The organism is Pseudomonas sp. F-14 TE3623 (genome assembly GCF_053629015.1).
In genome coordinates, this window is the sequence record NZ_JBRJHM010000001.1 from 968,788 (window position 1) to 982,698 (window position 13,911).

A 13,911-nucleotide genomic window follows, 5' to 3' on the forward strand; every position below is an offset into this window, starting at 1 on the left:
TCGCCACAACAAGTCCCCAGCCACAGAGGAATCTGCTCACCTGAAGATCGTTCAGGCCACTCTGGCCTTCAGCGCCTTGCGCAACGCCATCAGCAATTTCACGATGTCCTGCGGATCCAGCTGCTGTGGCACGTTTACATCAGCCATTTTTCTCTTCCTTGTGATGGTTCGGCCGGGAGTCTGGCCAAAAGCTGCACGTCCTTGGAGGGGTACTTTAAAAAAAAGATCCTTCCTACAGCGCAAAGGAAAATAGTCGTCCTCCACTGCCGCAACACAGGGGATCTTCGATGAACACAACATCTGGGTCAGTCGCCGAACCAGTGTAGGAACGAGCCTGCTCGCGATTCAGTTGTTCAAGCGCCGATCAATCCGGCCAATACCACGCCGGTTCATCCAGCATCCGCTGCCCGACCATCCCGGTCTGGCCGAAATTCTTTTCCAGCACAATGCAATTGCATTCCGGGTCTTGCTGCAACGCCGAGATCAAGCGCCGCGCATGGGACACCACCCACACCTGACACTGCTCGGACGCTCGAATGACCAACCGCGCCAACGCAGGCAACAGGTCCGGATGCAGACTGGTTTCCGGCTCGTTCAACACCATCAGCGTCGGTGGCCGAGGGGTCAGCAATGCCGCGACCAGCAGTAGATAGCGCAACGTCCCGTCCGACAACTCGGCGGCGGACAACGGCCGCAACAACCCTTCCTGATAAAACTCGATCGCAAACCGTCCGCCCTGCAGCGGTGCGATGTCCAACGTCGCGCCGGGGAACGCATCGCTGATTGCCGCCTGCAAGGCTTCGGGATCGCCGATTTCGCGGATGGTCTGTAATGCCGCGGCGAGGTCGCGACCGTCGTGGTGCAACACCGGCGTGCGGGTGCCCAGTTGCGGTTGGCGCACTGGCGCGTCGGCATCGCTGCGAAAGTGATCGTAGAAACGCCAGCGGCGGATGAACTCGCGTAACTCCAGAACCTCCGGTGAAGAACGCAAACTGCCGACCTGATCGAACAGGCTGTCGAAATTCGGCGTGTGCTGAGCCAGTACATCCCAGCTGCGATTGGCTCGGGCACGGATCATCGGGCCGTCGCGATCCACCAGCAGGCTGGCCGGCCGATAAATCGGCCCGGCCCAGACGCATTCACGCTTGATTTGCGGGTCGAGGTTGAAGCGTGACGGAATAGGTGAACTGTGTTCGGGCAGCATGAAGTGGCCGTTGGAATCGGGCAGCCCGAGGCTGATCGAATAGCTGAAATCCTCACCGGCAAACCCCAGTCGCAGTCGTTTGACGCCGTGTCTCACCGTAGCCTCGATCGGGACTTCGCCGTTGCGCATGCGTCGAGTGATGTTTTCCGGCCCCGCCCAGAACGTTGAATCCAGCCCTCCCTCACGGGCCAACGCATTGACCACCCCGCCCTGAGCGGTTTCCGCCAGCAGGCGCAAGGCGCGGTAGAGGTTGGATTTGCCGCTGCCGTTGGGACCGGTGATCAGGTTCAACCGGCCCAGCGGAATCACCAATTTATTGATCGAGCGGTAATTGGCCACCGCGAGGGTTTTGAGCATGGGTAGCTTCCTGCTACATGGTTCGTCATTCTGCCTTATTGTCAGCAACACGGTGATCCCTGTGGCGAGGGGGCTTGCCCCCGTTGGGTTGCGAAGCAGCCCTAAAACCAGTCACCGCGTTTCTTTCAGGATCACTGCGTCAGCCGGTTTACGACTGCTGCGCAGTCGAACGGGGGCAAGCCCCCTCGCCACAGGTAAGCGCCTCAGCCACAGGGAATGCAGCAACCCCGTGCACCTGTTGAACCCTGTTCTAAGCTCACAGTCGTATCGTCACTGGCACGGTCGTACAACGCAAAGGAGTTTGCATGGCAGGTCCCGGATTGAAATTAATGGTTGGTCTGAGCCTCATCGCCTTGCTGACCGCCTGCGGCGATAAAAAGCCCGTCGAGAAGGACCGCCCACGAGTCTTCGTGCAAGAGGTCAAACCATCGGATTACGCCGCCGCGGTGACACTCACCGGCGACGTCCAGGCGCGGGTACAAACCGAATTGTCGTTTCGCGTGGGCGGCAAGATCATCCAGCGTCTGGTCGATGTCGGTGACCGGGTCTCGGCCAAACAAGTGCTGGCCAGACTCGACCCGAAAGACCTGCAAACCAATGTTGACTCAGCCCAGGCTCAAGTCGTTGCCGAACAGGCCCGGGTCAAACAAACCGCCGCGGCCTTCGTTCGCCAACAAAAACTCCTGCCCAAGGGCTACACCAGCCAGAGCGAATACGATTCCGCCCAAGCCGCCTTGCGCAGCAGTCAGAGCGCATTGACTGCCGCTCAGGCGCAGTTGGCCAACGCCCGTGATCAACTGAGCTACACCGCGTTGATTGCCGATGCGCCGGGGGTGATTACCGCGCGCCAGGCTGAGGTCGGCCAAGTGGTGCAGGCCACGGTGCCGATTTTCAGCCTGGCCCGGGACGGCGAGCGTGACGCGGTGTTCAACGTTTATGAATCGCTGCTGGCCGAGCCGCCGTCGGATAGATCGATTGTGGTCAGCCTGCTCGACAACCCGAAGATCAAAACTACGGGTACTGTTCGGGAAGTCACGCCGGCAGTGTCCGCGCAGACCGGCACGGTGCAAGTCAAAGTCACCCTCGACAGCCTTCCCGAGGGCATGCAGCTCGGGTCGGTGGTGAGCGCCACCGCCAAGCCAGTCGGCAAAACCGCAGTGGAGCTGCCCTGGTCGGCCCTGACCAAAAACCTCAGTGACCCGGCTGTGTGGCTGGTGGACGCCGAGGGCAAGGCGCAATTGCACACGGTCACCGTCGGCCGTTACCTGACCGGCAAAGTGATTGTCAGCGCCGGCCTCAACGGTGGCGAAAAAGTCGTCATCGCGGGCGGCCAATTATTGCATCCGGGCGTGAAGGTGGAGATCGTCGAAAACACCTATAAGACGCCAACGACAGGAGCCCAGCCATGAAGCGCCTGTTGCTGTTGTCCGCCGCTGCACTCCTGGTAGCTTGCTCTGATGAGGAAGCGCCGCCAGAACCGGTTCGGCCGGTGTTGTCCGTGGAGGTGAAAGCGCTCAATCAAGAAGACCTCGGCCGGTTTGCCGGCAGCATTCAGGCCCGTTACGAAAGCAATATCGGTTTCCGGGTGCCGGGGCGTATCGCCAGCCGTAACGTCGATGTCGGCGCCGAAGTCCAGAAGGGCGCCTTGCTCGCGACCCTCGACCCCACCGATCAGCAGAACCAGTTGCGCTCGGCTCAAGGTGATCTGGCGCGTGTTCAGGCGCAGCTAATCAATGCTCAGGCCAACGCCCGGCGTCAGCAGGAACTGTTCAATCGCGGGGTTGGCGCGCAGGCGCAACTGGACATCGCCCAGACCGACCTGAAAACCACTCAGGCCTCTCTCGATCAAGCCAGCGCCGCAGTCAGTCAGGCGAAGGACCAACTCAACTACGTCGAGTTGCGCACCGATCACAAAGCCATTGTCACCGCGTGGAATGCCGAAGCCGGGCAGGTAGTGACGGCCGGCCAGCAAGTGGTGACCCTGGCGCAGCCGGACATCAAGGAAGCGGTGATCGACTTGCCCGACACCCTGGTCGATCAATTGCCTGCCGACGTGGTGTTCCAGGTCGCCTCACAACTGGACCCGAGCATCACCAGCACTGCCATCGTGCGCGAAATCGAACCCCAGGCCCAAAGCGCAACCCGTACCCGTCGCGCCCGCCTGAGCCTGACCGATACGCCGCCGGGCTTTCGCCTCGGCACGGCGATCAGCGTGACCCTCAGCTCTGCGATCAAGCCACGCCTCGAACTGCCGGTGAGCGCGCTGCAGGAGGTCGACGGCAAACTGCGGATCTGGGTCGTTGATCCGCAGACGCAAACCGTTTCCCCACGGGACGTCAGCCTGATCAGCCGGACTGATGACACGGTGGTCCTGGCCAACGGCGTGAAGTCCGGCGAGCGGGTGGTCAGTGCCGGTGTGAACAGCCTCAAGCCGGGGCAGAAAGTGAAAATTGACGAGGACAGCCCGCAATGAAAGGGAGTTTCAACTTATCCGAATGGGCCCTCAAGCATCAGTCGTTTGTCTGGTATTTGATGTTCGTCGCGCTGCTGATGGGCGTGTTCTCGTACCTGAACCTGGGCCGCGAAGAAGACCCGTCGTTCACCATCAAAACCATGGTGATCCAGACCCGCTGGCCCGGCGCGACCCAGGAAGAAACCCTCAAGCAGGTCACTGACCGGATCGAGAAAAAACTCGAAGAACTCGACTCGCTCGACTACGTGAAAAGCTACACCCGCCCCGGCGAATCGACGGTCTTCGTCAACCTGCTCGACACCACCAGCGCCAAGGACATCCCGCAAATCTGGTACCAGGTGCGCAAGAAGATCAACGACATTCGCGGTGACTTCCCGCAGGGCCTGCAAGGGCCGGGCTTCAACGATGAGTTCGGCGACGTGTTCGGTTCGGTGTATGCCTTTACCTCCGACGGCCTGTCGATGCGCCAGTTGCGCGATTACGTGGAACAGGTGCGTGCCGAAATCCGCGAAGTCCCGGGGCTGGGCAAGGTCGAGATGGTCGGCGAGCAGGATGAAGTCCTTTACCTGAACTTCTCCCCCCGCAAACTGGCCGCCCTCGGCATTGATCGGCGCGAGGTGGTGCAGACCCTGCAATCGCAGAATGCCGTGACCCCGGCCGGGGTGATCGAGGCCGGCCCGGAGCGAATTTCGGTCCGGACCTCGGGGCAGTTTGCCTCTGAGAAAGACCTGGCCAACGTTAACCTGAAGCTCAACGACCGCTTCTACCGACTGGCCGACATCGCCGACATCAGCCGAGGCTATGTCGATCCGTCGACCCCGGAGTTTCGCTTCAACGGTCAGCCAGCCATCGGCCTGGCGATCGCCATGAAAAAGGGCGGCAACATTCAGGACTTCGGCAAGGCGCTGCACCTGCGCATGGATGAGCTGACGGCGGACCTGCCGGTGGGCGTTGGCGTACACACCGTTTCCGACCAGGCTGTCGTGGTGGAGGAAGCCGTCGGCGGCTTCACCAGTGCGTTGTTCGAAGCGGTGGTAATTGTGCTGATCGTCAGCTTCATCAGTCTCGGTGTACGCGCCGGGCTGGTGGTGGCGTGTTCGATTCCGTTGGTGCTGGCGATGGTCTTCCTCTTCATGGAATACAGCGGCATCACCATGCAGCGGATTTCCCTCGGTGCGCTGATCATCGCCCTCGGTCTGCTGGTGGACGACGCGATGATCACGGTGGAGATGATGGTCACGCGCCTGGAAATGGGAGAAACCAAAGAGCAAGCGGCGACCTTCGCCTACACCTCGACCGCATTCCCGATGCTCACCGGCACGTTAGTCACCGTGGCCGGTTTCGTGCCAATCGGTTTGAACGCAAGCTCCGCCGGTGAGTACACCTTCACGCTGTTTGCTGTGATCGCGGTGGCCATGCTGGTGTCGTGGGTCGTCGCCGTGTTGTTCGCCCCGGTGCTCGGTGTGCACATTTTGAGCGCCAAGGTGAAGCCTCATGACGCAGAGCCGGGGCGCATCGGTCGGGCGTTCAATGGCGGCCTGCTCTGGGCCATGCGCAATCGCTGGTGGGCGATTGGCATCACCGTGGCGCTGTTTGTGCTCTCGGTGTTTTCCATGCAGTTCGTGCAGAGCCAGTTCTTTCCGTCCTCGGACCGCCCGGAAATTCTCGTCGACCTGAACTTGCCGCAAAACGCCTCGATTGCAGAAACCCGCAAGGTGGTAGATAAGCTCGAAACGACGTTCAAGGATGATCCGGACATCGTGCGTTGGAGCACTTACATCGGCGAGGGGGCGATCCGTTTCTACCTGCCCCTCGACCAGCAATTGCAGAACCCGTACTACGCGCAACTGGTGATCGTCAGCAAAGGCCTGGAGTCACGCACGGCCCTGACGGCCCGTCTGCAAAAGCGCCTGCGCGAAGAGTTTGTCGGTGTAGGCAGTTACGTCCAGGCCCTGGAAATGGGCCCGCCGGTGGGTCGGCCGATTCAGTACCGGGTCAGTGGCAAAGACATCGATCAGGTGCGCAAACACGCTATCGCCCTGGCCACCGAACTGGATAAGAACTCGCACATCGGCGAAATCATTTACGACTGGAACGAGCCGGGCAAAGTGCTGCGCATCGACATCGCCCAGGACAAGGCCCGGCAATTGGGGCTGTCGTCCGAAGACGTGGCGAACCTGATGAACAGCATCGTCGTCGGCTCGCCGGTGACGCAGGTCGATGACGATATCTACCTGATCAATGTGGTCGGCCGCGCTGAAGATGCCGAGCGCGGCAGTCCGGAAACGCTGCAGAATTTGCAGATCGTCACCCCCGGCGGCACTTCGATTCCGCTGCTGGCGTTTGCCACGGTGCGGTATGAACTGGAGCAGCCGCTGGTCTGGCGTCGCGATCGCAAACCGACCATCACCATCAAGGCCGCGGTGCGCGACGAGATTCAGCCGACTGATCTGGTGAAACAGCTGCAACCGGACATCGACAAATTCGCCGCCAGTTTGCCGGTGGGCTACAAAGTCGCCACCGGCGGTACGGTGGAGGAAAGTGGCAAGGCCCAAGGGCCGATTGCCAAGGTCGTGCCGTTGATGCTGTTTTTGATGGCGACCTTCCTGATGATCCAGTTGCACAGCGTGCAGAAGCTGTTTCTGGTGGCCAGCGTCGCGCCGCTCGGGCTGATCGGCGTGGTGCTGGCGCTGATCCCGACGGGTACGCCGATGGGCTTCGTGGCGATCCTCGGGATTCTGGCACTGATCGGCATCATCATCCGCAACTCGGTGATTCTGGTGACCCAGATCGACGCTTTCGAGAAGGACGGCTACACGCCGTGGGACGCGGTGGTGCAGGCCACGGAACATCGGCGCCGACCGATTTTGTTGACGGCGGCGGCAGCGAGCCTGGGGATGATCCCGATTGCCCGGGAAGTGTTCTGGGGGCCGATGGCGTACGCGATGATTGGCGGGATCATCATCGCGACGTTGCTGACACTGCTGTTTTTGCCGGCGCTGTACGTGGCCTGGTACAAGATTCGCGAGCCGAAGAAAGAGGTGCAGTAAGGCGAGCGCTGCGCGCTCATCGCGAGCAGGCTCGCTCCCACAGGGGAGTGAGGTCAACTGTGGGAGCGAGCCCGCTCGCGATGGCGATCTACAATTTTCCAACATTTTACTGACCGACAGCCCCGTTCCACTTGCCTTACCCTCCCTGCTCTTGACGCAGAAGGGACACCCCATGCAGCCTCTCCATCGCTATCTGTTGCTGATCTGTACCTCGCTGCTCTCGCCTTGGGCCTTGGCCGATATCGTTCTGGAAAACCCGCTGTGGCGTGTCGAACTCGATCCTGCGACCTTGGCAGTTCGCGCCACTCCCGCGCACAACTTGCCCGTGCAGCCGTCGGCCGGAGTACCCGGGCACAAGGCCAGTCATCTTGTGCAAACCGCCAACCGCATCGACTGGCAATGGGACGACGGCGCCTGGACCCTGAGTGCCATCCTCGACCAGCGCGACCTCTCCCTGTCCATCACCGCCCGCGACCCCGGAGATCTGAGCTTCCTCAGGCAACCGGGCAGCGCCATGGGCAAAGGCCTGATCTGGCCGCTGGCCGAGGGGCATTACGTGCCCGCCGGTGATCCGCTGTGGCAATCCTTTTTGCTCGATCAGGGCGAGTTCAATACCACCCAGGACCTGAGCCTGCCGCTGTGGGGCGTCGATCACGGTGGCTTTACCCTCAATTGGTTGATGACCAATCCTTACAACAATCACCTGACGTTCAGCGCCGAGGGTAAGACCCTGGCGCTGGCCGTCCGTCACGCTTTCACCGCGCTTGAGCCCGGCACACCGCTGACCTTCACGCTGTCGTTGGGCGATGCCGATCCGTTGGCTGGTGCCAAACGCTATCGGCAATGGTTGATCGACAACGGGCAATACGAACCCTTGAGCGACAAACTGCTGAAAACCCCTGAAGCAAAAAAATTGCTGGGAGCCAGCCATGTTTATCTGTGGGGCAATGATCTGCTCGGGCCCGACGATGTGCGCAGTTGGCCGGCATTGCTGAGACTACTGCGGGGCACAGGTGCTCTGGCCCGCGAGTTGCGTGGCGGCTTCGACGCTGAAACCCGGCAGATTCTGAGCTGCGCCCAACCGCCCCTCGACCGTTACCAGCAAACCACGTTGCTGCGCAGCCTCAACGGCGCGCTCAACCAAAAAGCGCGAAGCGGTTGGCAGGCAGTCGCTGAGCCGGACATGCAAAAACTGGCTGAGGGTTATGGCCGGCTGCGCACGGAAGTGGCGAGAGCGTTCGTCGAGGCGCTGACGGCAACCCCTGAACGCTGGGGTAGCACGTTGTCGCCAAGAATGTTTGACCAGTTGCAAGCCGCCGGGTTGTCGCGCTTGTGGTTGGGCCTCGGCGAGGGCTGGGAGGGAGGTCTTTGGCATCCCGAGGCGGTGCGCCAAGGCGTAGGGGCCGGGTATCTGGTGGCGCCTTACGACTCTTATGAAACGGCGTTGACCACCACTGAAAACCCGGACTGGACCACCGCGCACCTCGGCTCGCGGGCTAACCTTGAGTGTGCGATTGTCTTGAGCAGCGGCGCCTTCAAAAGCGGCTTCCAGCAGTCCGGGCATTACACCGATCCGCGTTGTGTGCGGCCGTTGCTTGAGGCTCGAATCAAAGCTGTACAGACTAAGGCCGGGTTCAATAGCTGGTTTCTCGATGCCTACGCCACGGGCATGGTGTTCGACAGTTATCGCCCCGGAGCCACCCTGACCCAGGCGCAAAACGCCGAGGGCAATATCGACGCCTCACGCTGGTTGAACGAAACGTTGCAGCTGCCGGCCGGCTCCGAGGACGGCAACGCCACCACGGCCCGGGGCGTGCTGTTTGCCCATGGCATGCAGACACCGGTGATCGGCTGGGGTGATCCGGACATGAGCAAGAACCCCAAGTCGCCTTATTACCTGGGCCGCTGGTTTCCCAACGAAAAGCCCCAGGTCTTTTTCAAAACGGTGCCGCTCAAGGAACCCTATCGCACGGTGCACTTTGCCCCGCAGACGCGCTTGCCGCTGTATCAGGCGGTGTTCCACGGTTCGGTGATCACCACCCATCACTGGCTGTTCGACAGTCTTAAACTGAGCAATGTGCGGGCCGAGAACGAACTGATGCAGTTGCTCTATAACGTGCCACCGCTGTATCACCTGAGCGCTGATACGTTGAAGCAGCGACTGCCGGTAATTGCACGGCAGGATGTTTTTTTTCGGCCGCTGCATGAACGTCTGGCGACTGAGGCGATGGCGGATTTTCGTTGGCTGACGGAGGATCGCCTGGTGCAGCAGACGACGTTTGCCGATGGCACGCGGCTGGTGGCCAATTTTGATTCGCGCGAGCGCGAGGTTGGAGGCAAGCCACTGGCTGGGCAGAGCATCAGGGCGTTTGGTGTGGATGGGGCGATGATGAACTATCAGGTTTCTTCGTCGCCCTGAAGATCATCGCGAGCAGGCTCGCTCCCACAGTAGAGCGCATTCCAACGTGGGAGCGAGCCTGCTCGCGAAAGCGTCCGGCCTGACTACACAGGCTTACGCCAAACACTCGCCAACCAAGGCTGTTGCTCCCGCGGCAGCCCCGCCGGCCGGTAGTAATGCTCAAGCTCCACAAATCCCGCTTCAGTCAGCAGTTCCTGCCACGCGTGAAGATCGTAATACGCCCCATACCGCGGCCCGTTCCAGCCTTCCTGATTCTCACCACGAGGATTGGAGCTGAACAACACCCCACCCGGTTTCAACGCCTCGCGCAGTTGCTTCAACACCCGAGGCAATTCCTGACTCGGGATGTGGAACAGCACTGCATTGGCAAAAATCCCGTCAAACCGCTCGGCCGGCAGGTCGAGTTTCAGAAAGTCTTGCTGCCAGACTTCGCAACCGCTGTCCTCCCGCGCCATCTGCGCAAACTTTTCCGAACCGTCGAGGCCGACGGCGGTGTGGCCCAGGTGAGTGAAGGTTTTCAGGTCACGGCCAGGGCCGCAGCCGAAGTCGAGAATGCTGAACGGCGCCTCACCCTGAATATGCCGCAGCAGGGCCTCGATGTTCTGGCTGACATCGTGATCGCGAGTGCCTTCACGGAAGTCTTCGGCCACCGAGTTGTAATGGCTCAGGGTGGTGGAGGTGATCTGCTCCAGGTCGTCGGGAGTCTGTTTCATGGTCGGCTGCGCAGGCAATTGGGATTCACTGAATATACGCCATCAAGCCTGGGGCTGCTGCGCAGCCATTCGCGAGCAAGCCCGCTCCCACACTGGATCGCGTCGAACACAAATTCCATGTTCACCGAAGATCAAATGTGGGAGCGGGCTTGCTCGCGAAAGCGGTATCACTGACAACCAATGACTAAAGCCTGACTCAGCTTTGTTTCATCCCCAGACATTCAATGGACCGATCGACCATCGCCTTGGCAATCTCCAGCAAATGCCAGACGGAGAATACCAATGCCCGATCGGCACCCTTGAGTTGATCGCCGCACTGATACGCCGTGACCGAAGCGCAGCGCAGTAGGTCAGCCACATAGAGCTGGGTATCCTCGAAGCTCACGTCTTTGCTGACGTTGTAGAAGCGAAACTCGTCGGGCGGAGAGGGCTGATCGCCGGTGAGGTAGAAATCAATCGCACGGTAGAGCGCCGATCGATCCCTGGGCGGGTCTTCGGTGGCGGTTTCGTTGGTGGGTGTTTCGGGAGGTGGATCGGGTACGGATTTTTTCATGTGATGCTCCTATTGCTACATGGGAGCCATCACTTATCGCCTACTAAACGATTGGGTGGCGGCTGCGCGCAGGTTAGTAGGCCGGTCAATAGGAAAACCGGTGCACCCGAAGGTGCCCCACGCACAGCCACCATATTTTGCATGCGGCAAACATTGCCGGACATGAGCAAGGAATCGCTATGCGCCTATTGATCCGGGCTACTAAACCCGATCACTGATGAGCAGTGACGGACCGAGACTAGCCACGGAATTTGGCAGGCGCAAGCGAGCGGAATGATCTAGGAAACGTCCTGCAAAAGAAAGGGATCGGGCCTGCTGGCACTCTGATTTTCTTGTGCGAAATGTTCCCTTCAGAGGTCGGTGATTACCTGTGGCGAGGGGGCTTTTGTGGCGAGGGGGCTTGCCCCCGTTCGGCTGCGCAGCAGTCGTAAAACCTGCTGGTCGGTGTTGTCTGACACACCTCATTGAATGGTTTTGGGGCCGCTTCGCGACCCAACGGGGGCAAGCCCCCTCGCCACAATAGCCCTTCAACCGCACCGAACTCAGCGCTTGTTGAGGCCCCGCGCCAACCGATCCCCACCCAACTGAATCACCGCCACCAACACCACCAGCAACACAATCACCGTCAACATGATCTGGCTGTCAAACCGCTGATACCCATATCGATAAGCGATGTCCCCCAACCCACCGGCACCAATCGCCCCGGCCATGGCTGACGAGTTGATCATCGTCACCAACGTAATTGTGAACCCACCGACAATCCCCGGTAGCGCTTCGGGCAGCAGCACATGCCAGACGATATGCCAGCGTCGGCAGCCCATCGCCTGCGCCGCTTCGATCAACCCATGGTCGACCTCGCGCAAACTGACCTCGGCGATGCGCGCAAAGAACGGCGTGGCCGCTATGGTCAGCGGCACCACGGCAGCCCACACGCCGTAAGTGGTGCCAACGATCAACCGGGTAAACGGAATCAACGCCACCATCAAAATCAAAAACGGAATCGAGCGAAACAGGTTCACAAACGCACCCAACGCGCGATTCAGCGCTGGTGCTTCGTAGATCCCACCCTTGGAACTGGTGACCAGAATCACCGCCAGCGGAATGCCCGCCAACAACGCGATCAGCGACGACACACCCACCATCAAAAACGTGTCAATAAAACCCTGAAGCAACCGATCAAACCACATAACCCAGCACCTCCACCTGTTGCGCCCAGTTGCCGGCGCGCTGACGCAATTCCTCGGCGCCGAGGGACGAACCGGTCACCGCCAGCAGCAATTGCCCGAGCGCATGCCCCTGAATTCGTTCCACGCCTCCTTGCAGCAAGCGCACGCGGCCACCGAGGGCGCTGAACAGTGCCACCAGGTCTGGCTCGTCGCTGGCACTGCCGGTGAATTGCAAACGCAGAACCACCGCAGCGTCCGAAGATTGCGGTTGTGGACGCAAGCGGCTTTGCAGCTCTTGCGGCAGACCGTGTTGCAATGGCGCGAGCAAGGTCTTGCTGACCTCATGTTGCGGGTTGCCAAAAACTTCCCAGACAGGGCCTTGCTCGACGATTCGCCCGTGTTCCAGCACCACCACCCGATCACAGATATCGCGGATTACCGCCATCTCATGGGTGATCAGCACAATGGTCAGGCCCAGGCGCTGATTGATCTCGCGCAGCAGGCCGAGGATCGATTGCGTGGTCTCCGGATCCAGCGCCGACGTTGCCTCGTCACACAGCAGAATCTGCGGGTCATGCACCAGCGCGCGGGCGATGCCGACGCGTTGTTTCTGCCCGCCGGAAAGTTGCGCCGGGTAGGCTTTGTGTTTCTCTTGCAGGCCGACCAGTTCCAGCAATTCGCGGACTTTGCGCTCGCGCTGCTCCTTGGGCACGCCGGCGACTTTCAACGGCAATTCGACGTTCTGCCAAACCGTTTTGGCCGACATCAAATTGAAGTGCTGAAAGATCATGCCAATCCGCCGCCGCAGCGCCACCAAGCGGTCTTCATCGAACTCGCCGATGTCGACCTGATCGATCAGCACCCTCCCGCTGCTCGGTTGTTCGAGGCGGTTGATGGTGCGGATCAGCGACGACTTGCCGGCGCCGCTGCGACCGATGATGCCGAACACTTCGCCGCGCTGGATCGCCAGGTCGATGCCGTGCAGGGCCGCCACCGGACCTTGCTGGCCGTTGTAGGTTTTACCCAGGCCGATGAAGCGCACGTGGGCGCGATTGAGGTCTGGGTGCAGTTCGGTTTGTGTGGCGTTATGTGGCTCCGGAAGTTCCAGTCGCCGTTGGATCGCGGCCGTCATGCTCAACTTTCCCAGCCGGCTTGATAGAGCTTGCCGTGGGCTTTATCCAGCGCCGCACGAACGGCTGGCGAATGCTGATAGATGTCGACGAATTTGATCAGGCGTGGGTCGGTTTTGCTTTTCGGCTGGATCACGAACTGGATCACGTATTCCTTGTGATCGAGGCCGTCGAACAGCAGGGCGGAGCTGGCATCAAAGGTCTTCGACAGGCGAATGTAGGCCGGGTAGCCCTGAACCAGATCGGCGTCGTCGTACGCGCGCACCAGTTGCACGGCTTCGACTTGAAGGATTTTGATTTTCTTCGGGTTGGCGATGATGTCTTCTTCGGTGGCCTTGTAGCCCACGCCTGGTTTGAGGGTGATCAGCCCGGCCTTGGCCAGCAGTTGCAAGCCGCGACCGCTGTTGATCGGGTCGTTGGCGATGGCCACGCTGGCGCCTTCGGGCAACTCGGCGAAGCTTTTGTATTTTTTCGAGTAGAGGCCGACGTTGTTGATGATCCCCGGGGCGAACGGCACCAGGTCAAAACCGGCGGCGGCCTTGGCGTTTTCCAGGAACGGGATGTGCTGGAAATAGTTCACGTCGATGTCGCCGGAGGCGAGGCTGACGTTGGGGGCGATCCAGTCGCTGAACTCCACCAGTTCGACTTTCAGGCCTTGTTTGTTGGCTTCTTCTACTGCGGCTTCCAGGGGAATGGCGAAGGCGGCGGTGGTGCCGACTTTCAGTGGTGCGTCGGCGGCGAAGGTGATGGAGCTGAAGAGGCCGAGGGCCAGGGCCAGTGCTTTGACTGGGTGGTTGAACAGTTTTTTGGTCATGATGGTTTTCCAGTCAATTGTTTAATGGGTGC

10 protein-coding genes are annotated in these 13,911 nt (G+C 60.4%); 4 read left to right on the forward strand and 6 right to left on the reverse strand.

Annotated features, from left to right (window positions below; translation table 11 throughout):
* Positions 1-364: 364 nt before the first annotated feature.
* On the reverse strand, positions 365-1,561 hold the full coding sequence (locus AB7M29_RS04395; RefSeq protein WP_454246407.1) for an AAA family ATPase: 1,197 nt from the start codon (positions 1,559-1,561) through the stop codon (positions 365-367).
* A 305-nt stretch (positions 1,562-1,866) separates the two neighbouring features.
* Between AB7M29_RS04395 and AB7M29_RS04400 the strand changes: the two genes are divergently transcribed.
* The 4 genes from AB7M29_RS04400 to AB7M29_RS04415 all read left to right on the forward strand — a co-directional run bounded on the left by AB7M29_RS04400 (position 1,867) and on the right by AB7M29_RS04415 (position 9,503).
* A complete protein-coding gene (locus tag AB7M29_RS04400; RefSeq protein ID WP_454246408.1) occupies positions 1,867-2,970 on the forward strand; it encodes an efflux RND transporter periplasmic adaptor subunit in 1,104 nt (367 codons plus the stop codon).
* The gene (locus AB7M29_RS04405) at positions 2,967-4,034 is read left to right on the forward strand and encodes an efflux RND transporter periplasmic adaptor subunit (protein ID WP_454246409.1); all 1,068 of its coding nucleotides are present in this window, start codon (positions 2,967-2,969) and stop codon (positions 4,032-4,034) included. Before AB7M29_RS04400 ends, AB7M29_RS04405 begins: the two co-directional genes overlap by 4 nt.
* Entirely contained in the window at positions 4,031-7,084 is a 3,054-nt protein-coding gene (locus AB7M29_RS04410) for an efflux RND transporter permease subunit (RefSeq protein ID WP_454246410.1), read from the forward strand. Before AB7M29_RS04405 ends, AB7M29_RS04410 begins: the two co-directional genes overlap by 4 nt.
* A gap of 172 nt (positions 7,085-7,256) precedes the next feature.
* Positions 7,257-9,503 carry a glycoside hydrolase gene (locus tag AB7M29_RS04415; RefSeq protein ID WP_454246411.1) on the forward strand — a complete coding sequence of 749 codons (2,247 nt, stop codon included), beginning with the start codon at positions 7,257-7,259 and terminating at the stop codon, positions 9,501-9,503.
* An 83-nt stretch (positions 9,504-9,586) separates the two neighbouring features.
* Here the strand turns inward: AB7M29_RS04415 and AB7M29_RS04420 are convergent, their stop codons facing one another.
* The 5 genes from AB7M29_RS04420 to AB7M29_RS04440 all read right to left on the reverse strand — a co-directional run bounded on the left by AB7M29_RS04420 (position 9,587) and on the right by AB7M29_RS04440 (position 13,879).
* Positions 9,587-10,216 (reverse strand): class I SAM-dependent methyltransferase, encoded by a 630-nt coding sequence (locus AB7M29_RS04420; protein WP_217855138.1) that lies wholly within the window; start codon positions 10,214-10,216, stop codon positions 9,587-9,589.
* A 196-nt stretch (positions 10,217-10,412) separates the two neighbouring features.
* Positions 10,413-10,769 (reverse strand): DUF6124 family protein, encoded by a 357-nt coding sequence (locus AB7M29_RS04425; RefSeq protein ID WP_217855140.1) that lies wholly within the window; start codon positions 10,767-10,769, stop codon positions 10,413-10,415.
* A 542-nt stretch (positions 10,770-11,311) separates the two neighbouring features.
* Complete coding sequence (locus AB7M29_RS04430) at positions 11,312-11,956, reverse strand: methionine ABC transporter permease (protein WP_030128490.1); 645 nt, start codon at positions 11,954-11,956, stop codon at positions 11,312-11,314.
* Positions 11,946-13,067, reverse strand: coding sequence for a methionine ABC transporter ATP-binding protein (locus AB7M29_RS04435; RefSeq protein ID WP_454246412.1), 1,122 nt, complete (start codon positions 13,065-13,067; stop codon positions 11,946-11,948). Before AB7M29_RS04435 ends, AB7M29_RS04430 begins: the two co-directional genes overlap by 11 nt.
* A 2-nt stretch (positions 13,068-13,069) precedes the next feature.
* A complete protein-coding gene (locus AB7M29_RS04440) occupies positions 13,070-13,879 on the reverse strand; it encodes a MetQ/NlpA family ABC transporter substrate-binding protein (RefSeq protein WP_201061592.1) in 810 nt (269 codons plus the stop codon).
* Positions 13,880-13,911 lie beyond the last annotated feature (32 nt).

Bases quoted from the DNA above. Each gene is read 5' to 3' on its own strand.
- AB7M29_RS04415 (WP_454246411.1), top strand. From the start codon at position 7,257: ATGCAGCCTCTCCATCGCTATCTGTTGCTGATCTGTACCTCGCTGCTC.
- AB7M29_RS04405 (WP_454246409.1), top strand. From the start codon at position 2,967: ATGAAGCGCCTGTTGCTGTTGTCCGCCGCTGCACTCCTGGTAGCTTGC.
- AB7M29_RS04430 (WP_030128490.1), bottom strand. From the start codon at position 11,956: ATGTGGTTTGATCGGTTGCTTCAGGGTTTTATTGACACGTTTTTGATG.
- AB7M29_RS04395 (WP_454246407.1), bottom strand. From the start codon at position 1,561: ATGCTCAAAACCCTCGCGGTGGCCAATTACCGCTCGATCAATAAATTG.
- AB7M29_RS04435 (WP_454246412.1), bottom strand. From the start codon at position 13,067: ATGACGGCCGCGATCCAACGGCGACTGGAACTTCCGGAGCCACATAAC.
- AB7M29_RS04420 (WP_217855138.1), bottom strand. From the start codon at position 10,216: ATGAAACAGACTCCCGACGACCTGGAGCAGATCACCTCCACCACCCTG.
- AB7M29_RS04425 (WP_217855140.1), bottom strand. From the start codon at position 10,769: ATGAAAAAATCCGTACCCGATCCACCTCCCGAAACACCCACCAACGAA.
- AB7M29_RS04400 (WP_454246408.1), top strand. From the start codon at position 1,867: ATGGCAGGTCCCGGATTGAAATTAATGGTTGGTCTGAGCCTCATCGCC.
- AB7M29_RS04440 (WP_201061592.1), bottom strand. From the start codon at position 13,879: ATGACCAAAAAACTGTTCAACCACCCAGTCAAAGCACTGGCCCTGGCC.
- AB7M29_RS04410 (WP_454246410.1), top strand. From the start codon at position 4,031: ATGAAAGGGAGTTTCAACTTATCCGAATGGGCCCTCAAGCATCAGTCG.